Here is a 21,267-nt window from a genome sequence, read left to right on the forward strand (position 1 = left end):
GAAGCAGAGGGGATGAACTATAGGGCATAAGGATTTAATATTCCTGCCTATGTCCCATAAAGGTGGTTGACGATTCCTTCTATTTCCTTTTATTAGTGGGAATCGCCGACTTTCCTTAACTAGTCCAAGGCAGCAGAACCGCCACTTTGCCAAGATTTAACGATACCAATAATGTCACCAAAGCGAGTAGCACCTTCAGCGGAATCTATCGCACGAGCAGTAGCAGCTTCAACTGTGCTGGCAGTATAAGCTGCTGTACCAGCACTCATGTTTGCTGTTGTAATCGCAACTTGGCTCACGTCAGCTGACACGGTTGCATAAGTAGCGCTAATTGTTACTGTACCGCTAGAAGCTATAGACTGTTCTGGAAATACCATTTCCGCAGCAAAGCTGTTGGTTACATCATTTGATAAAACACTAGTAATCGCACCAGATACTCTGGACTGAGAATCAGCACCAATAAACTGAGCTTTGGCTGGTTCAGCAGAGATGAATGATGCTGCTACTGCACCACCTGCTAAGAGAGAAGAAATAGCAGCAGCTTTTAATGTTTTGTTAGATTTTGCGTTCATGATTGGTAACTCCTAGCTTTTTTGATGAAAACTTACGCACTACAAAAACTTCCGATTATCTGTATCCAATAAATTGCTTAATTTCAGGCTTGGTAAAATTTATACGGTTATCAGTTTCTTAGGAGGATGCTAGAAAGACTTGTTTTATTAGACATCCTCATAAAAATTAGGAAAGAAAAACTCTGCTTGTGCCTGAAAGTATACAGATGGATACTTGGTTGCTTTGGGAACAGGTAAGAATCTATGTTTAATACAATAAACGCTATTTTGAAAGGTTGTTACGGGGTAAATATCGAACTTAAATACCTATTTTTAAATGTACTTTTATGTAAGTAGACTTAGTGGAACTTCTCAAAAATCTTCTTGAAAAATTCCGTAATATTGCAGATAGTTTCTAAAATTGTTAGGTTAAGGTAATTTTAAATAAAACCCCAAGATATAATGCGCTGGGATGTATGGTTATCAACTATAAAAAAGAAATATTTTGTTATTCAAATTTTTTCAGTGTGTATCTACCTAAGTAATCCATTTTATACTTAAGCAATATCACTTATTTATTTGATTTATATACTTAAAAAATTCAGTATCAGTTAATTATTTAGTTAATTATAATAATGTGCAAAATTCGTGGAAAAATCTTGGTATAAGTTAAATCAACTGCTATCATCGGGCTAATATAGATATTCAGTTACAGCGATTTAAGCTTGCTGAATCAGATTTTTAGGCAATTGTTCCTAAACTACAGCCTTAAATGCGGATGAGATGAGATTCTTTTCTCATGCTTATGCTCACGAGCATTGCATTATTAGCACTGCCTAAAACAATGATTTGATTGAACAATAATTTTCACGATGGAGGTTTTTTATCAAAAAAATCTCTAGATATATCATCAAAAAATGCAATCCCAATAGCAATGGGATTTAATCTCAGGACTTACGCAAAACAGAATGGAAGTAGGGGTAATTCATGAATTACCCCTACCCAAGAATCAGGTTTTGAGTCCAATCTTGCGTAAGTCCTAAATCTGATTCCAATAAATATTTTAAATAAATATGAATAAACTATATTATCTCTGGAATAATTGGATTTTTTTAATTTTGTCAATAATGACATTGTTACCAACCAAAACTATTGCGACTGAAAAAGAAACAGTTGGCGATCTTCCGAGTGTGAATACCACAAATCAGAATAGTCATACCGAAAAACAGTTAGAATTAGAAGAGGTAGATTTTGACCAGAAAAACTTAACTCTTGCTTCTCCAGAGAGAACAGACGTTATTTCTTTTTCACCAGAGCCAAATTTAATTAAGAAAAAAATAAATCCTATTCACAATCCTGCATACAAGTTACCAGAAAAGCTCCTACAACATACAACTATAGGTTGTCGGGGGCATACCATTGAAAATTACCCACTTATACCTATTATCAGAGAAGATAACCCCCATGTCCACGAGGAGTTTCAGCCAGAAATATCCAGATGTGAAGAGCATAATACATCTTTTGCATTATCTAACTATAGTGCTAATGAAATTATTGATGGCGATTTTGAAGAGAATATAAATACAAAATCTACTATTACTTCCTATTATAGTAAATCTTTACCTGAAGTTACGCTTAAAAAAGAGGAATTAATTGCACAATCAACGAATAATCAAATTCAAGTACAATTTAATCCAGTTGAGCCAAATCTCCCTGTACTTCCCAAAGAAGTACCCTCTTTACCTATTCCAGAGGAGAAACCAGAAAAAAAACCTGAAGATAAACCAGAAAAACCCCCACAATTAACACCTGAAGAAAATCGAAAAATCTTGAGAACTTTAATGCGTAATTTGTTAAACAATAGCGCTTCAAGATATCCCTTTTTCGTCAATACAAGTGATAAACTAATTATTAATCCCCGGAATTTTCAACCTTTAGACTTTGAGTTTTATTCAGATTTTACTTTTGACTTAGATAAATTTAAAGCAGGTAATTCTTTTCAACAAGGGGAATTTAGTGATGTTCTCATTAAATCAGCTAATATTTCTTTTTATCCCGAAGATGAACAATTTTATTGGGTTTTAGATGGAAATCGAGTAGTAATTGAGACTGAAGGTAGACATCTAAATGTTGGTTATCAGGGAAATTCTAATCACCAAAAACTTAGACAGATTGCTAAAGTTTCTACGGTTTTTTGGGGTGTACAAACAGTATTTGCTATTCCTAATGTTTTTGAAGATTTAGTAGGAAATAAGAAATTAGATGATATAAATATTATTAGCGGGGCTGCGGAAATCGTATTACCTCCAGGAGCGAATCTAGCCGATAATGCTAGTTTTACTATTGATGTAACTAGACCTGATGGTAGTCTTTTTAAAAAATTTATTCCTCTAGATGATACCCGCAAAGCCACAACAAATGCGTTGCTAGGAGGAGGTTCTTTCTTTGGTAATTTAGATGCTACGAATACACCTAGATTTTTACAAGGGTTTCCGACTGTAAATTTACAACCTTTATTAAATAACGGTGTCAAGCTAGAAATTGGTAGTATTATACCCCGTGAAAATCTTGCTGCTGCTGGACTGATTTTAGGTGATGTTTTCACTAAACAGGGATTTAGTTTTAATTCTCCTATTACTTCTTTTCCAGGAATCAAAACTTTACAAGTTAATCAAAGTGACAACGATGATATTGTTGCAGTTCTCAGTAATCCTTTTTTAACTAAAGAACAAAAAGATTTTCATTATCTCAATTCTTTGATGTGGTATAACTTAGGTCAACAAAGTCCTGAAGTTGCCACTTTTTCTATATCAGATCCTCAGAATAAAGATTGGTTTAGATATACTTTGAGTTGGTCACATAACCGGACTTTACTGAAATACGATCCAGAAAAAATCAATTTAAATTATTTGAATGTTTTTTCTAATCCTGGTTTATCCATAACTACAGCCCAATGGGAAGATACTGATTTAAATCAAACGATGAATGCTAGTTTTGGTTTAATGCTGGGTAGTGTCTTTAATTTTATCAATCCGGGTAATTTAAATCAATCTATTAGTGAAGCAAAAGAAAAATATCACAACTTGCAACCTTTAGCTAATCTGAATACAAAGGCTACATCTCAACAACGAAGACAGATGAATCAACGGTTAAATGATACACTTAATTATGGCAATACTAATAGCAATTTTTCCCAAGTTTCAGGAAGTTATACTTTTGCAAGTAATATTACTCCAGATAGTTCATTATTATTCCAATTGAGAACTGGCATTTACCGCAGGAGTGTACAATTTATTGAGCAGAAAATAGAACCGTGGACTCCTGAAGCACCTGTTATCATAGATTTTGTCCGTCCCAGTGACTTGGGTCCAATATTTTTTACTGGTATTAATATTCCTACTAATTTAACTCAAATTAATGCTCCAGAAACGTTTGAAGTTACTTTTATTCGCGGTGAAACTTCAGATGGAGAAGTTTTATTTGATCAATCTTATGTTTTTGATAATAACCTAGCTAGTATGTTTACAGCAGTTCCTATTATTGGTCCAGGAAAAAGTTATGATTTAGATTTTGGAAGGATAAAACTGAGTACGTTTCCACAAAGAGATATTGAAACATCTGCTTATACTGGACATCTTTATTTACCAGCAATTGAGTTGGTAGCTTCTGGAAGTATTGATAATTTTAGTTATGCCCTATCTACAGGAATGTGGTTTAATCTATTTCCAGATTCTGCGCCAATGATTGATAGCAATTTGGGTAATTTAAATCCTAATGCTACATCAGAAACTTCTATAGGAGGAATGTTGAAATTTGCAGCTAAGGCAGATTTTCAGAATATATTTTATGATGACAAGAAGCAGTGGCATACGATTATAGCTAATTCACCTTTTTTTTCATTAACTTATAACACTAATCCTAATCGTTTAAATCTGTCAAATATTTCTCTTGGAAATGTGTTTCAGTTTGCCAAACCAGATTTTAATATCACTTTTTATCCAGTATTGAGTTATTCTCCAAAATTCCTAAATCCTGATGTCAAATCTAATAGTTTAGGTGATATTAGTGCTTTTTTACTTCTCAATTTTTCCCATAAGGTTGGTTTTGATTTTAATAGTTCTATTTCTCTTGGTAATCAGGCTTTATACCAGTTTGAGACTACCTATAATATCATCAAAAGCAAAAACTTTGGTACTTTAAAAATTGGTCCTTACTATACAAATAATTCTACGGCTACTAAAGGATTTGAAGGTCAATTAGTAGATCCTAATTATGGGATGATATTTCGTTATGAAAGTGCTAGTTCTGGTTTGGTGATTGATTCTCGTTTAGGTAATAGTGAATATGGTTTTAGAGGACAGTTGAATATGGAATTAAAATTTTAGCCTCAGGGTAATTGCTAATTAATAGGCAGTAGAGACTATTGTTCACAAGTCTCTACATTAGACAGAATATGGAAGGTAAATGATCTACACATTAATCAATTCAAAAATTAATCTAAAATTGGCAATGGGAATGAAAGATTAACACTATTAATAACTGAACCTTGATCACTAATTGGAGTTGTGGTGACATTAAAGTTGATATTTCCAGGGTCAACAATATTTGTAGAAGGTACAACTACATTAATAGTAGAGAGTGTTGTGGTTGCAGTGGGAATATTAATAGTGGTGTTGAGCTTGGTATTTTCAGTAACAGTAGTCTGTCCTATTCCTGTTTGAATTTGAGGTATATTAATTCCATCTTGGATAACGGAAATAAAGCTAGGGCGTGTATTATTGACTGCACCATTGATGACAAAATTAGTCGGCTGCTTAAATATATTATTTTGAGGCTTGATCACCGCTGGAATTTCTATTTTAATTGTTGGTTTTGGGATGTTTATTAATGGTTTAATAACTGAGATGCTTTGTACTTTTATGGTAGGGATGTTGATGGCTGGTAGGGATTGAGCTTGGACAGTTTCAGCCATTAAAACCGATAGGAGGAAAGTTAAGATTAAGCCCTTAACTTCAGGATGAGCAGTAGGTTGGATTTTGGGTGTCATTGTATTTAATGCGTTATTTCCAAATATTGACTTAATTTTCAGGCTAGTGTGGATGATGTGCGGTTTGCTTACATCAATCTCCATGCTTATATCAATTGTGTTAACTTCATTAATCCTACAACTTCATTAACCCAACAATGGATTAAACTGGTTATTTGGAGTGGAAGTTTGTAAAACCTCGTTTTTGATTCATTTTTCTATGGTTACAAGACTTGCAGCGATTTATGGGATGGCTACAGCACCAACTGTAACACCTGACCGGGTTAATCAAGTTACTCGCAAAACTTATCCAAATTACAAGGTGATTGTGTTGAATGACGATTTTAATACTTTTCAACACGTGGCTGAGTGTTTGCTAAAGTATATTCCAGGAATGTCGAGCGATCGCGCTTGGGATCTTACCAATCAGATACATCACGAAGGACAGGCAATTGTTTGGGTAGGCCCTCAAGAACCTGCGGAACTCTACCACCAACAGCTACGACGGGCTGGGTTGACTATGGCCCCCCTAGAAGCAGCTTAATCATCATGAACAAACCCACGGATGGCAGACTAGTTTGGAATCACTCTACTCACATTTCTGGACTAATCCCAATTTTAGAACGTTTGTGTCGGCATGATGGCATTCACACAGTCACACCTGCGGTGATTGGAAGGGTGAGAGGTCATTGTCCCAAAATGCAGTTGCGTGTGTCTGTACCCATTCGCGGGGGTTATAAAGTCATTGCACGGCAGGGTAAGACGGTTCAAGAGGTATTTATCCTCACAACTTTGCTTCAGGAACAACTGGAAAGTGCGATCGCGATCGCTATGAGAATTACATGAATACGACGATTAATCAACAGAGGAGCATTTCTAACTCCTCTTTCGACTTTTTACTATTCCTCAACACGGTGTATTGCAAACTTATGTAATGGCAAGCTCAAAATACAAGAAAAAGTTAACAAATATGACAAAGCTATAGTGATTCTCAAGGTCATTGTTAAACCTTCCCAATTCGGTAAAACTATCTTCTCAATCCCAAAAGCAACACAGTAAACTAGCCAGTAAGCAAAACTCATCCTTAACAGGATTTCCTCTGTTTCTTGGGCTTCATCTTTTTGTTTATTATTATCCCATAGCATCAATAGACCAAGAATACAAGCTACACAAGAAACAGCAACTACAAATTCATGACAAAATAGATTTACCGAATGCATTTGCCTTTATCCCACTATTTTGATTTTTCTATTGTCAATTAGTCTAAAGGCATAGTCCCGGAGATTATTCAAAATAGTTACAAACTGCAATAGTTAATAGCGATATCTGTAAACAATTGCAACATAATACAGCAGAAATCAGGAGTCAGAATCATCTAGAACCTGAAAAATACTGAATTCTGCTGTATATAGAAAAAACCTTCAAGATTCTTGTTCACAAACACCAATACTCACCCAGGAACTAGAACCATCTTGCCAATGTTCCTTTTTCCAAATTGGTGCATTATGTTTGAGGGTATCAATTGCATACTGACAAGCTGCAAATGCCTCACCTCGATGAGGACACCCCACCGCTACTAAAACACTGATTTCACCGATGTTTAATCGCCCAATACGATGATATATGACAATGCGATTTACATCAGACCATTGGCAGCGAATATCAGCTGCAATTTGATAAAATACTTGTAAAGCCATAGGTTCGTAAGCTTGATACTCTAAAGCCAGCACAGATTTCCCATCGGTTTGATTACGAACCATACCACTCATCAGCACCATTGCACCATTAGCCGGGTTGTTAGCCTGATCGTATATTTCCTCAAGAGATAATGGAGCAAAGGAAATACCAAAGCTATCTTCGACTTGAGGCTTGATGGGAAGTTTCGTTTTCATGGCTAAGTTCTGAACCGGTGGATAGCTTGATAGTAAGTGCTAAGTCTTAAGTTCTGTTTACATATTTTGATGTGACATAATAAATATTATAGTACAGTGTATTTCTTTTATTACATACATTATATGATGTCTGTTAAGCGGATATATGGGGATATATATTTAACTTGTGTATCTCTGATTTTTAGGAACAGGCAGGGTTTTAGAGAAGCTACGCCTCTTGCCGATGGTAATTTTCATGAAACAAGAAGAGTAAATCAATATCACCGCTCATTAAATTGTTACATGATTTTATTATTGTAGGAGTAATTTAATTGAATAAAAATATTCCCAAGATATTAGTAAATATCCTGAATTCAATTTAATTACTGCCAAACTCTATTTTGCTGTCATCCTCCCTTAGAAAGATTAATATATAATTGGCAAACAATGAACTTATGCGTTTACTGAACATTAGATATCTTTCAACAGTAACTTTATGAACCGATGTAGTACAGTAATAATTTAATTAAAAAAGGAGAAATTTACTATTAACGATACCAATTAAAATCTGCATATCATCACTATTAATCCAAAATTTAAGCAGGGAGCAGTTGCCCATTCCCAGTTGAGGAAATGTTTAAGACAGAGATTCATAATAAGATACGTAGTCATTTTATAAAAATTATAGTAGGAAAAATTTGATGAAATTCCCAGTATCTAACAATGAAGCAGCAAGACTTACAACTCTTCACCAGTATAAAATTTTAGATACCTCACCAGAAGAACCTTTCGACGATTTAGTATTGTTAGCTGCACAGATTTGCAACACACCTATTGCGGTAATTAATCTGATAGATGCCCATCGTCAATGGTTCAAGGCTAAGGTAGGGTTAGATATTCAAGAAATGCCTAGAGATGCCGGTTTCTGCCCAATTTGCGTGCTAGAAGGCACGGTTTTGATTATTCCTGACACATTAGTAGATGAACGTTTTGCCACAGCAGATATCGTTACTTCAGAACCATATGTAAGGTTTTATGCTGGCATACCTTTAATTGTACCAGGAGGTGAGGTCATAGGTACTTTGTGCGTGGTGGATAAAATACCACGTCAAATTACTCCTCAACAGTTAGCAGCTTTAGAATCTATTAGTCGCCTTGTAGTTAGACAATTAGAAATTAGGCGCAATTTAGCCGAACTGTCCCATATCAACGAAGAGTATAAAGAGGCGCAATCAGCACTGCGTAAAAGTGAATCTACCTTACACAGCTTTTTCGAGAGTGCGCCAATGATGATGGGAATTGTGGAATTAGTCGATAACGACATCCTACATATTTCTGATAATCCCAATACGGCAAAATTTTTGGGACTTACCCCAGAAGCAATGCAAAATCGTCTAGCAAGGGAAATGGGTGCAGAGAATAGGGGTTTAAATCAGTGGATTAATTACTATCGTCAAGCAGAACTTACCCAGTCACCAGTTAGGTTTGAATATTCTTACGAAACTCCCCAAGGAGAAACTTGGTTATCAGCAACAGTTTCTGCGATCGCTAAAAATCATGGTAGTAGTCAGCAATTTGCCTACATAGTAGAAGATATTACAGAACGCAAGCAGGCAGAAAATGAATTGCGTTGGCAAGAAGCACTTTTGCGCTCCATGAATAGTGTTTCACCATTAGCATTTTATGTTGTTGATAATCGTACAGATGACATCCTGTATTTTAATGATCGCTTTTGTGAAATTTGGAAAATTGAACATCTCAAAAAACAGATGGAAGCGCAAGAATTAAAAAATCAAGATATTCTTCCTGATTGTTGCCAATTAATAGCAGATATAGCTGGCTTTGCAGCGTCATGTCAAGCTTTACAAGATGAAACAAATCGTTCTGTAATTGAAGATGAAATTAGCTTTAATGATGGGCGCATTATCCGGCGCTTTTCCACCCAAATTCGGAATACATCTGCTAAATATTTTGGACGGTTATATATTTTTGAAGATATCACAGCCCGTAAACAAGTAGAACAAAAACTTCGCGAACAAGCAGCATTACTAGATATCACTACTGATGCCATTATTGTGAGAGATTTAGACAACAAAATATTACTATGGAATAAAAGTGCTGAAAAATTATATGGTTGGAAAATTGAAGAAATTATAGACAAAAATGCTAATCAAATCTGGGTTGATGAACCTGTAGAAGAACAACAGAAAATTTATCAAACCGTCTTGACACATGGTTTATGGCAAGGAGAATTAAATAAAACCACAAAATCTGGTACAGAAATTATCGTTGAAAGTTGCTGGACTTTAGTACATGATGAGTATAATAAAGCTAATTCCATCCTCGTTATTGACACTGATATTACCCAGAAAAAACAGTTAGAACAACAATTTTTACGCGCTCAAAGAATGGAGAGTATCGGTACTTTGGCTAGTGGCATTGCTCATGATTTAAATAATGTACTATCTCCCATTTTAATGTCAGCACATCTATTAAAAAATAAATATCATGATCAAGAAACTCAGCAGATATTATCAATTATAGAAAATAATGCCAAACGAGGTGCTAATTTAGTTAAACAAGTCCTTTCTTTCGCCAGGGGAATTCAAGGTAATACCTATGGTGGCATCAACCAACGTGCAGTAATTCAAGTTAAATATGTGATTTCTGAAATGCAGCAGATTGTTGAACAAACATTTCCTAAATCAATCATAATTAATACGGAAATTCAGCCAAGTTTATCGCCAGTTTGTGGTGATATTACCCAACTAGACCAAGTATTGATTAATTTATGCTTAAATGCTCGTGATGCCATGCCTAATGGTGGTAAATTAACAATCACTGCTGAGAATATTTGGATTGATGAAACCTATGTAAAAATGCACTTAGATGCACAAGTTGGTTCTTATATTGTAATCACGATTAGTGATACAGGAACTGGTATTCCCAGCAACATATTAGATAGAATATTTGAACCTTTTTTTACAACTAAAGAATTTGGCAAAGGTACAGGACTGGGTTTATCAACAGTTATAGGCATTATTAAAGGGCATAATGGTTTTATTACTGTATCTAGTTCTCTTGGCAAAGGTACAGCCTTTAAATTATATTTGCCAGCGGTTTATACAGAAGTAGTCGAGTCTGTAATAGAAATGGAAATGCCTATTGGCAATGGAGAATGGATTTTACTTGTAGATGACGAAGTTTCTATTCAGGAGATTACTAAGACCTCATTAGAAAACTATAATTATAAAGTAATCACCGCTAGTAGTGGAGACAAAGCTGTAAATTTGTACAAGCAACATCAAGATAGAATCAATACGGCAATTATTGATATGATGATGCCAAATATGAATGGAACCACCACTATTAATAAATTGCAAAATATTAATCCAGAATTAAGAATTATTGCCATTAGTGGGCTAGGAATAAATGAAAATATTTCATTAGATAATGCTGATCATAATATAGTTTTTTTGTCAAAACCATTCACGGTACAAGAACTATTAAAAACTCTATATCAACTGAATAATCATTAACAGTTGTATAAATTTAAAATGATCAAGAAATTACCCGAACAAACTGAACAAGAGCATCAATGGGAAGCACAGATTAGAATGGCGCTAGATGCTGCTTCTATGAGTATTTGGAACTTTGATATTATCAGTAATAAAATTACTAGATCGGATAACCTAGAAGTTCTTTTTGGTTTAGATACAGACAATTTTAATCACAGTTATGAAGCTATTCTCGACTGCATTCACATCCAAGATCGTGAATTTGTTAAACATACTTATCAAGAAGCTATTGAAAATGGGGGAGCGTTTGAAATTGAATTTCGAGTTGTTTTAGCTGATGGTAGTATTCGCTGGTTAGCTAGTAAAGGGGTAGTTTCTCAAAACTCATCAGGAGTGTCTGTAAGAATATGTGGTGTAGATACAGATATTACAGAACGTAAATTGGCAGTAGAACAGCTACGTCAAAGTGAAGAACGGTTTCAAATAGTGGCGCTGGCTACTAATGATGTCTTAAGAGATTGGGATTTGCTAACTAATCAAGTGTGGTGGAATCAATCTGTACAAACCCTTTTTGGTTATACAGCAGAACAAGTTGATTTAGATGCAATTTGGTGGCGTGAACGAATACATCCAGATGATAGAAGCAGAATTACTGCTGATATGCGGACTGCGATTGATAGTGGTAAACAATTTTGGTCTAATGAATACCGCTTTTTGCGTAATAATGGTACTTATGCCTACATATTTGATCGTGTTTATGTAGTTCATGACCGGGCAGGTAAAGCAGTGCGGATGATTGGGGCAATGATGGATATAACTGACCGCAAACGCGTCCAAGCAGAACTGCAAAGGCAAAATTTGCGATCGCAATTATTCGCTAATATCACCCTCAAAATTCGTCAATCTTTACAAATTGATGACATTCTCCAAACCAGTGTCACAGAAGTACAAAAATTACTCCAAGCAGATCGAGTCTTAATCTTGCAATTAAATGGCAATGGTTCTTTCCTAGCAGTTAAAGAAGCTGTAGTTCCTGGTTTACCCATTGTCCTGGGACAAAATATTACTGACCCTTGTTTTGATGAAGGATACATCCAAAAATACAGTCAAGGGCTAATTAGCGCTATTAGCAATATCGAAAAAGCACAGTTGCAACCTTGTCATATTGAATTTCTCCAACAATTCGCCGTAAAAGCTAACCTTGTCGTCCCCATTTTTCGCCAAAATCAACTTTGGGGACTGCTAATAGCCCATCAATGTCTACATACCCGTCAATGGACTAATTGGGAAATTGGACTTTTGCGACAACTTGCTGATCAAATCGGCATTGCACTAGCACAAAGCCTAATTTTAGAACAAGAAACCAAGCAGCGACAAGAACTCACCCGTTCTAATGAAGAACTGCAACAATTTGCCTTTATTGCTTCCCACGATCTACAAGAACCACTACGAAAAATTAAGACCTTTGGTGAGCGTTTAAAAATTACCTGTAGCAGCTTTTTAAGTGAACAGGGACATGATTATTTAGAACGGATGCAAAATGCAACCTTAAGAATGCAGACTTTGATTGAAGACTTACTGACACTTTCACGGGTGACAACTAGAGCGCAACCATTTGTAGAGGTAAATTTAGCACAGATTACCCAAGAAGTATTATCTGATTTAGAAGTACGCATTCAGCAAACTGGTGGACAAATTGAAGTAGGTGAATTACCCATTATTCAAGCAGATCCTTTACAAATGAGGCAATTATTACAAAATCTCATCGGTAATGCTCTCAAATTTCATCGTCAAAATCAACCACCTATTATTAAAATATATGGTCAATTTTTAAACAACATTGTTGGTGATGTAGCTCTTGGTAGTGCATATTTTCAGATGATTGTTGAAGATAATGGCATTGGTTTTGCAGAAAAATATCTTGACCGCATTTTCAATGTTTTTCAACGTCTGCATGGTCGCAGCGAATACGAAGGTACTGGCATCGGTTTAGCTATTTGCCGGAAAATTACTGAACGACATCATGGTACTATTACTGCACAAAGTCAGCCAGGAGCAGGAGCAATATTTATTGTCACATTACCCATTAATTCGTAATTTTTGATTTTTCTTCCTAGAGAGGGATTACTAGCACACCCAAAAATGAGGTTAATTGTAAAAATGTGGACGGCAGTTTGTTGATAGCAATTACTTATTAAATACTAATAACTAGTACAAAGGAGAAAATTTAGAGTGAAAGACCGGCAAGCAACCGTCACCATATTAATGGCTGATGATGATGATGATGATAGCCTATTAGTTCATGATGCTTTGCTAGAAAGTCAACTGCCCATCCAACTATATATCGTTAGAGATGGTGAGGAGTTAATGGATTATTTATTCCATCGAGGATTATATACAGATATAAGTAAAGCACCTGATCCAGGTTTAATTTTACTAGATTTAAATATGCCTAAAAAACACGGTTTTGAGGTACTAAAAGAAATTAAAACTGACCCGAAACTGCGGCGTATTCCCGTGATAGTTCTCACAAGTTCTAGGGCAGAAGAAGATATATATAATACTTATGAATTAGGCGCAAATTCCTTTATCATTAAGCCAGAAACTTTTACATCCTTAGTGGAAGTTATAAAAACTATAGGAAAATACTGGTTTGAAATTGTAGAACTGCCTCTATAAGAACTAATAGACAATATGAATGACAGCCTAATTAAAGTATTATTAATTGATGATGATGAAGATGATTATATTTTAACTCGTGATTGGTTCAGTGAATTTCAGGTAGCTGCCTGTGAGTTGGAATGGGTGAATAATTATCAAGTAGCCAGAAAAGCGATCGCACAACACCAACATGACATATATCTAGTAGACTATCGTTTAGGAGTACATAACGGTCTAGAACTTTTACGCGAAGCCATTGACAACGGTTCCACTTCTCCCTTGATTTTACTCACAGGTCAAGGAGACCAGGAAATAGACCTAGAAGCCATGAAAGCCGGAGCAGTTGATTATTTAGAAAAAAGCCAACTAACAGCACCTTTGTTAGAACGATCTATTCGCTACGCTATTGAACGCAAACAAACAGAACAAAAAATTCGCCAGCAAGCCGCTTTACTTGATGTCGCTACCGATGCCATTTTTGTAGGTGATTTAAATGACCAGATTTTATATTGGAATCAAGCGGCTAAACATCTCTATGGTTGGAGTACAGAAGAAGCCCTAAAGAAAAAAATACATCATCTGTGTCCAGAAAAAAAATTGTCGCAATTATCAAAAGCACTCACAACTATCATCAAAAATGGTTCTTGGAAAGGAGAACTACCGCAAATTACAAAATGTGGTAAAGAAATTATTGTTGAGAGCCGTTGGACATTAGTACCTGCATCCGGTAAAAACCCCCAATCTATTTTAGTAGTCAACACCGATATTACTCAAAAAAAGCAATTAGAACAGCAATTTTTACGCGCTCAAAGATTAGAGAGTATTGGGACTTTAGCCAGTGGTATTACCCATGACTTAAATAACGTCCTCGCACCAATTCTCATGACAGCACAACTATTAGAAGCTCAAGTACAAGATGAACGTTCTCGACGACTAATTCCCATATTAATTAACAATGCTAAACGGGGAGCTAATTTAGTTAAACAAGTATTGTCATTTGCCCGTGGCTTAGATGGCGATCGCACCCTTTTACAATTAAAACACTTACTAATTGAAATTCAGCAAATTATTAAAGAAACATTTCCCAAAACAATTGAAATTATTACCCAAATTCCCCAAAATCTCTGGACTGTTTCTGGTGATGCTACTCAGTTACACCAAGTATTAATGAATTTATGCGTTAATGCCCGTGATGCGATGCCCAACGGTGGTACTTTAAAAATCACAGCCGAAAATCTCTTAATTGATGAAAATTATGCCCAAATGCATATTGAGGCTCAAGCCAAACCTTACATTGTCATTACTGTAACTGATACTGGCATTGGTATTCAACCAACAATAATAGACCGGATATTTGAACCATTTTTTACGACTAAGGAATTCGGTCAAGGCACCGGTCTAGGTCTTTCTACAGTATTGGGAATTGTTAAAAGTCATGGTGGTTTTATCAATGTTAATAGCGAAGACCAAAGAGGTAGTCAATTCAAAGTCTATTTACCCGCACAAGATACAACTGAAACGATAGAAACACCAGAAATATTTTTTCCTCAAGGTAATGGAGAACTGATATTAGTAGTCGATGATGAAGCTGCTATTCGTGACATTACAAAAACATCACTAGAAAATTATACTTATAAAGTAATTACAGCCCGTGATGGTATTGAAGCAATAGCTTTATATGTAGAATATCGGGATAAAATATCTTTAGTATTAATAGATATGGTCATGCCATGTATGGATGGAATAACCAGCATTCGTACCTTGCAAAAAATTAATCCACAAGTCAAAATTGTTGCCGTTAGCGGACTAGTTTCAAGCGATAAAGTGAATGCAGCTTATAATATGGGTGTGAAAGCTTTCTTATGCAAACCTTTTACAGCAAACCAATTATTACAAACAATTAAAACTGTTATCAGTTGTAATTAGTCAATTCAGTACTGAGTATGAATGCTGACTTCTACCTTAGGGAACACCAAAAAATAAATTACCCAAACAAAAACCGTAGGGTGGGTTAGCGACAGCGTAACCCACCATTATCCTTGAATTTATGGTGTGTTACGGACTAGCGTCCTAAGCTATTGTGCATTTAATTTGTATAAGTCTGGCGGGCAAGATGCCCACCCCCACAGGATTTAAGCATTTTAGGATTATCCAATCTAGGTGCGTAACAGCTTAACACACCCTTGTATATTAGAAGAAGTAGTAGACCGTCGCACCCTTGGTCAGAAAAGACCCTGTAAAACAACCTCTTACCCAATTACCCATTACCAATCAACTCCACAGCATCACGTCCATCTGCATCTTGTAAATAAACTTTCACAATTTCTTCTTGAGCAGTGGGCAGTTTTTTGCCTACAAAATCTGGGTGAATTGGCAACTCCCTATGTCCCCTATCCACTAATACAGCTAAACGAATCACTTCTGGTCTACCATATTCATTCACAGCATTTAAAGCAGCACGAATTGTCCGTCCTTTGAACATGACATCATCCACTAAGACAACCGTTTTCCCAGTTAAGTCAAAAGGGATATCAGTTTTGGCTGGAGTTCTTAAGCCAATTTGGTCTAAATCGTCACGATAGAATGTAATATCTAATGCTCCAACATATATGCTGACACCTTCGAGAATCTCTATTTGACGTGCCAATAAGTTAGCTAATGGCACACCTCTAGTATGAATGCCCAAAAGTATCAATTGTGACAGATCTCGCGTCCTTTCCACAATTTGAGAAGCCAGACGGGTCAAAGTACGACGCAGTTCTTCTGATGAGAGAATTTCAACTATTTTAGTAGACATATGGGGACTGGGGACTGGGGACTGGGGACTGGAGACTGGAGACCGGGGAGGTTGGGATAAAATTTCTCTTCTTCTTAGCTTTTGCCTGTTCCTTATCTCCAATTAAGAATTAAGAATAAAAATATTGCCAAACCCAACCATAACAAAAACGAATATCGAGTCAATTGCAAAGCTTGGTGAATCGAAGTTGGGGTGATGGGATAAATAGCATCTCCTAAAAGTGGCTTATGTTTAGCCACCCCACGATACCAATTTATTCCTCCCATCTGCACACCTAAAATAGCAGCATAGGCACACTCGCTCCAACCAGAATTAGGACTAGGATCTTGAATAGCATCCCGGTGGCAAATCCGCCAAACATCTATGGGTTTAAGTGATAAAAGTGCTAAAGTCATTACTGTTAAACGACAAGGAAGCCACGTTAAACCATCTTCTAACCTCGCGCTAAACCAGCCAATATAAGTATAAGGTGCTTCCCGATAACCCACCATTGAATCTAGAGTACTACTAGCTTTATATGCTAAAGCCAAAGGAACCACACCAACCAATGGGACAAACGCACCCAGAATTGCATAAAACAAAGGAGCCATCACCCCATCAGTAGCATTTTCTGTAACTGTTTCCAGTACTGCTCGTAAAACTTCTGCTGCTGAGAGGTTTGTTGTATCCCTACCGACATAATTACTTAAAATTTGTCTTGCTTCCTCTAACTTTCCTGTAGTTAAAGGTTGGATCACATCTACCGCAGCTGTTCGCAAACTATGAAGAGCAAAACAACTAGCTAGAAGAATGCTCTCTAAAACAATTCCTAACAATGGATTTAACCATCTGGCAATTTGAATTATTAACCAGCCAGATAAACCACTCCCGATGATGAGAATAATAGCGAGTACAATTCCAGCTAGACGTTGTGTTAGGGAACTCTGACAATGTTGCAGAAAAAATTTACTCAACCAAGAAATTATCCATCCCATCACTCGCACTGGATGAGGCCAACCCCAAGGATCACCAATTAAGTAATCTAACAAGGCAGCAATAATTAAGATATAGATATTATTGGTCATTGGTCATTGGGGAGAATATTTATCTTCTTCTTACCTCTTGCCTATTCCCTGATAACTGACTAAACTACAAAACTAGCTTCTTCGCCTAAAGATGCTTGCCAACTACGAGCATCATAATAAAGATCTGCCAGAGTAATACTGTACAAAGCTTCTTTCAGCTTTTGGTTCAGTCTTTGCCACAAGGTGAATGTTACCCAATCTTCTGCTTGTGCTGGTGGTGGACTATTCAGAGGTAAGTGAGTTATATTTTCTCCCACCGCCTCTAAAATTTGTCCTATAGAGATTTGTTCGGGTTTTCTGGATAATTGATAGCCACCGACGCTGCCACGAATTGATTTGACTAACCCAGCGCGACGCATTTCTATGAGTAACTTTTCTAGATAAGGAGCCGGAATATCTTGACGCTTGGCAATTGTTCTTACAGATACGGGTCCATATTCTGGCTGTAAAGTCAAATCTAGTAATGCCTTAACACTATAGTGTCCTTTAGTCGTTAGTTTCATTTATCAGTTATCAGGTAGGCATATGTAACGGCAGGCTGCACCAATAGCGCACACTCTTAACCCTTGGAAGTAATGTGATCGACTTTAAACAGAAGGCTAACATCATTTATTCAAATGCTGTTGGTGTAGCCTCTTGTTAGCCATAAGCTGAATGCTTACGTTATCAGTTATCAGTTGTTTTGTCACTGACTTACGATTCATGACTTATGACTAAAGATCAGTTTTGCTTATCATTGTGTCTGCTCAGGTTCATCTCCGGTGAGCAGACGACTATTTCACATAGCTTTAAAAAACTTAAACAAATACAGCTTGGCAGTAATTCGCAAACCATATATATAGGAATCATATTTGATTTAAAAAAAACGGCCTAATCATCTACCTGCCCTCTTTCCTGTTCTCAATTCCTAACTCCCTGTTAAGCGCCTCTACTTTCGCGTAGCGTCTGGTAGAGAGTAAGTTTATAAATCCAATCTGATTGCTAGAGTTAAGAGATATGAGCATGACCAGAATTATTTTGAGAAAATGTCTGAAAAAGATTGGTAATTGTGCAACAATTTTGCCTGTGCGTGTAATATACTTGGCTATGCTGAGATAAAAATAAAGGATTCCGTTCCTATTAGCTCAGTATCAGTTAAAATAAAATCGATTCAACCACTTCAAACATTCATTTTCGACCTAAGTTGATGCCTAAACTGAAAAAAATTGACCCCCTTGTCGGTGATGAACTCCTCAAAAAAGTTAAGGAGCTAGAGAACGAGAGCAAAGAAGATAAAGCTAAACAGTGTGGCTATTATACCGTTACCAAAAATGGTATAGAGCGCGTCAACATGATGAAGTTCCTAAATGCTCTAATTGATGCTGAAGGCATTCAGTTGGATAGTACACCTAGCGCCAATGGCCGTGGTGGACGCAGTGCAAGCTATAGAATTAGTGTGCAGTCCAACAACAATTTATTGATAGGTTCAGCTTATACAAAACAGATGAATCTTAAACCTGGAGATGAATTTATCATCACTTTAGGGAAAAAGCACATTCGACTACGGCAAGTAGACCCAGAAGACAGGGAAGATGATGCCGAAGTAGAAGCTACAGCTTAATAAATAGTCATTAGTCATTAGTCAGTTGTTTATTTTTATCAATGACCAATGACCAATGACCAATGACTAATGACCAATGACTATCTCTGTTGTTGGTAAGACTTGTAAATAGTGCTGTAATGCTTTGCGTGTTGCTGCCAAATTACAAGTTAAAGCAATTTGTTCTTTTTCTAGTAAACCTAAAATGCAATCTGGTTTGTCTCTTGCTACCACTGGTAACTGATGCAAGCCACGCAACGCCATACGATCTAAAGCTTCAGATAATGGTTCATCCTGCCAAGCATAGAGGATGTCAGTAGTACAAATGTCTATGAGTGTTTGACTAGAAAAATTAGTTTGTATTTCAGGAGAAGAATTTTGGTAATTTTCCCAAAAGGAAAGGGCGCGGTTAATATCGTCTAGAGAAAGAATACCAACTAACTTTTCAGATGCGTCAATTACTAAAGCACTGCGTGTGCGATCGCGAATCATTTCCATAGATGCTTCTAAAATCCCCAGAGTTACAGGCAGTTTTTTAGGAGAGGAGTTCATTGCATCTGCCACAGAAATTTGCTGTACTATTTCCACCTGTTCATCTTTCAATTCCGCCAGACCAATCTGTTGAAGATTAGAATTAGAATTAAAAGTCGGCTTGATCCGCTCAACTAACCATACACTTAAACCCACTGCTGCCATCAAAGGTAAAACGATGCGGTAATCACGGGTTAATTCAAACAACATTAAAATAGCTGTTAAAGGCGCTCTGACACTACCTGCTAAAACAGCAGCCATACCCACCATTGCATAAGCAGGAGGAGCCGCCATATATTCAACAATTGTCGGCACTATCAAAGCTAAAAATTTGGCATAAGCAGACCCAAAAGAAGCACCTAAAAACATTGCTGGTGCAAACAATCCACCCACAAAACCACTAGCGGAACAAACTGCCGTCATCAGCAGTTTTAAAACCATCAATATCAGTAACAGATTTAAAGAAAATTCCTGATCTTGCAACATGGGTTGCACAGTACCATAACCGATACCCAGAATTTGTGGGTAGTGAAAAGCTACTGTACCAATGATCGCACCACCAATGATGGGCTGAATTGGTTGAGGAATTTTTAAAACAAATTCAAACCCCGGAACCCGTCCTGCAAAAAACGCTTTAGCCAAACGTATTGCCTCTGTGTAAGTTACAGAAACCAAACTTGCCCCCAAACCCAAGCCAAGATAAAGCGGTAATTCTAAAGAACTGCGGACTTGGTAAGCAGGTAAGGCAAAAGCAGGTTGTGACCCCAACCCAATTTGAGCAATTAAGGCTGCTACTACTGCTGCTAGTAAAACCACACTCACCGCAGAAGTGGCAAAAGATGTAGTACCCATGACCACCTCTAGAGCAAAAAATACTCCAGCAATGGGAGCATTAAATCCGGCTGCTAAACCAGCCGCTGCACCAGCACCCAAAAGTAACCGCTGTCTCTCTTGAGAAACTTGCAGCACATCTGATAGCAACACCCCAAAATTAGTACCTATTTCTACACTTGGCCCCTCTGGCCCTAAAGATGCTCCACTACCCAAAGAAACAGCCGCAGCTATCATCTTGGTTACAGGACGCAATTGTCGTTTTACCTCTCTACCTTGAGAGACGGCTATCAGAGATGAAAGTCCAGGGCCAAAGTCTTGAGTGCGCCAACGCATCAAGCCCACAATCAGTCCGCCTAATGTGGGAACACAAGCTAACGTCCAACCACCCCAGACTCCAATCAGTCCCATCAAATTTTCCAGCATCAAGTTGTGAACCAGCTGGATTAGATAGTGAAAGGTGACTACACCCATACCAGTACCACCACCAATAAGCATGGCTAAAAACAGCACTACTGTTTCTGGTGATGGTTGAAAACGATTAATTAACTGAGTCAAATGGGCAGAAGGTGCGGGAAAGGCAGGTAGTGACCTTACCTTCCTTAGTTGAGTAGGAGGCAAGAGAGTCATGGAGAAACGGGGTAAATGCCAGAAAAATTCAATTTTTTATTTGTTAATTCTCATTGTGAGCCATGATTTAGTAACCAGACAAGTATGCTTGATTTACTAAATCTGGCTATACTCGTGTTACGACTATATAGCCTCAATTAGTAGTCAGAAAAATGTATGTGTGATGCATTACTAATGTTCAGACAATATTGCTGAGGCTACTTAATTG

16 protein-coding genes are annotated in these 21,267 nt (G+C 36.9%); 8 read left to right on the plus strand and 8 right to left on the minus strand.

What is annotated here, in order from left to right:
* Positions 1 to 119: 119 nt before the first annotated feature.
* The gene (locus tag AC012T_RS17515; protein ID WP_487060038.1) at positions 120 to 572 is read right to left on the minus strand and encodes a TEK-like protein; all 453 of its coding nucleotides are present in this window, start codon (positions 570 to 572) and stop codon (positions 120 to 122) included.
* A gap of 1,106 nt (positions 573 to 1,678) precedes the next feature.
* Between AC012T_RS17515 and AC012T_RS17520 the strand changes: the two genes are divergently transcribed.
* The gene (locus tag AC012T_RS17520; RefSeq protein WP_487060039.1) at positions 1,679 to 4,936 is read left to right on the plus strand and encodes a hypothetical protein; all 3,258 of its coding nucleotides are present in this window, start codon (positions 1,679 to 1,681) and stop codon (positions 4,934 to 4,936) included.
* A gap of 107 nt (positions 4,937 to 5,043) precedes the next feature.
* Here AC012T_RS17520 and AC012T_RS17525 read toward each other — a convergent pair whose 3' ends face one another.
* Complete coding sequence (locus AC012T_RS17525; protein ID WP_487060040.1) at positions 5,044 to 5,598, minus strand: hypothetical protein; 555 nt, start codon at positions 5,596 to 5,598, stop codon at positions 5,044 to 5,046.
* 199 nt (positions 5,599 to 5,797) lie between these two features.
* Here AC012T_RS17525 and clpS point away from each other — a divergent pair, with 199 nt between their 5' ends.
* Together clpS and AC012T_RS17535 are read left to right on the plus strand one after the other, a co-directional pair.
* Positions 5,798 to 6,121 (plus strand): ATP-dependent Clp protease adapter ClpS, encoded by a 324-nt coding sequence (gene clpS, locus AC012T_RS17530; RefSeq protein WP_015215585.1) that lies wholly within the window; start codon positions 5,798 to 5,800, stop codon positions 6,119 to 6,121.
* A 5-nt stretch (positions 6,122 to 6,126) separates the two neighbouring features.
* The gene (locus tag AC012T_RS17535; protein WP_015215584.1) at positions 6,127 to 6,423 is read left to right on the plus strand and encodes a DUF2103 domain-containing protein; all 297 of its coding nucleotides are present in this window, start codon (positions 6,127 to 6,129) and stop codon (positions 6,421 to 6,423) included.
* A gap of 53 nt (positions 6,424 to 6,476) precedes the next feature.
* On the opposite strand, the gene AC012T_RS17540 is transcribed toward AC012T_RS17535, so the two are convergent.
* The gene (locus tag AC012T_RS17540; RefSeq protein ID WP_487060041.1) at positions 6,477 to 6,797 is read right to left on the minus strand and encodes a hypothetical protein; all 321 of its coding nucleotides are present in this window, start codon (positions 6,795 to 6,797) and stop codon (positions 6,477 to 6,479) included.
* Positions 6,798 to 6,998: 201 nt separating this feature from the next.
* Positions 6,999 to 7,469 (minus strand): molybdenum cofactor biosynthesis protein MoaE, encoded by a 471-nt coding sequence (locus AC012T_RS17545; RefSeq protein ID WP_487060042.1) that lies wholly within the window; start codon positions 7,467 to 7,469, stop codon positions 6,999 to 7,001.
* Between the two features lie 680 nt (positions 7,470 to 8,149).
* On the opposite strand from AC012T_RS17545, the gene AC012T_RS17550 reads away from it, so the two are divergent.
* The 4 genes from AC012T_RS17550 (at position 8,150) to AC012T_RS17565 (ending at position 15,553) form a co-directional block, all read left to right on the plus strand.
* Complete coding sequence (locus AC012T_RS17550) at positions 8,150 to 10,987, plus strand: hybrid sensor histidine kinase/response regulator (RefSeq protein ID WP_487060043.1); 2,838 nt, start codon at positions 8,150 to 8,152, stop codon at positions 10,985 to 10,987.
* 18 nt (positions 10,988 to 11,005) lie between these two features.
* Complete coding sequence (locus tag AC012T_RS17555) at positions 11,006 to 13,063, plus strand: PAS domain-containing sensor histidine kinase (RefSeq protein WP_487060044.1); 2,058 nt, start codon at positions 11,006 to 11,008, stop codon at positions 13,061 to 13,063.
* Between the two features lie 135 nt (positions 13,064 to 13,198).
* Complete coding sequence (locus AC012T_RS17560) at positions 13,199 to 13,645, plus strand: response regulator (protein ID WP_487060045.1); 447 nt, start codon at positions 13,199 to 13,201, stop codon at positions 13,643 to 13,645.
* Between the two features lie 15 nt (positions 13,646 to 13,660).
* Complete coding sequence (locus AC012T_RS17565) at positions 13,661 to 15,553, plus strand: hybrid sensor histidine kinase/response regulator (protein ID WP_487060046.1); 1,893 nt, start codon at positions 13,661 to 13,663, stop codon at positions 15,551 to 15,553.
* A gap of 331 nt (positions 15,554 to 15,884) precedes the next feature.
* Here AC012T_RS17565 and pyrR read toward each other — a convergent pair whose 3' ends face one another.
* From pyrR to AC012T_RS17580, 3 genes are all read right to left on the minus strand, one after another.
* A complete protein-coding gene (pyrR, locus tag AC012T_RS17570; protein WP_487060047.1) occupies positions 15,885 to 16,424 on the minus strand; it encodes a bifunctional pyr operon transcriptional regulator/uracil phosphoribosyltransferase PyrR in 540 nt (179 codons plus the stop codon).
* Positions 16,425 to 16,516: 92 nt separating this feature from the next.
* The gene (cbiB, locus tag AC012T_RS17575) at positions 16,517 to 17,488 is read right to left on the minus strand and encodes an adenosylcobinamide-phosphate synthase CbiB (protein WP_487060048.1); all 972 of its coding nucleotides are present in this window, start codon (positions 17,486 to 17,488) and stop codon (positions 16,517 to 16,519) included.
* A gap of 59 nt (positions 17,489 to 17,547) precedes the next feature.
* Positions 17,548 to 17,991, minus strand: a complete 444-nt coding sequence (locus AC012T_RS17580) for an Rrf2 family transcriptional regulator (RefSeq protein WP_487060049.1) — start codon at positions 17,989 to 17,991, stop codon at positions 17,548 to 17,550.
* Positions 17,992 to 18,674: 683 nt separating this feature from the next.
* Here AC012T_RS17580 and AC012T_RS17585 point away from each other — a divergent pair.
* Positions 18,675 to 19,088, plus strand: a complete 414-nt coding sequence (locus AC012T_RS17585) for an AbrB family transcriptional regulator (RefSeq protein ID WP_015215574.1) — start codon at positions 18,675 to 18,677, stop codon at positions 19,086 to 19,088.
* A 66-nt stretch (positions 19,089 to 19,154) separates the two neighbouring features.
* Here AC012T_RS17585 and AC012T_RS17590 read toward each other — a convergent pair whose 3' ends face one another.
* Positions 19,155 to 21,059 (minus strand): chloride channel protein, encoded by a 1,905-nt coding sequence (locus AC012T_RS17590; RefSeq protein ID WP_487060050.1) that lies wholly within the window; start codon positions 21,057 to 21,059, stop codon positions 19,155 to 19,157.
* Positions 21,060 to 21,267 lie beyond the last annotated feature (208 nt).

The organism is Anabaena sp. EIM26 (assembly GCF_057568715.1).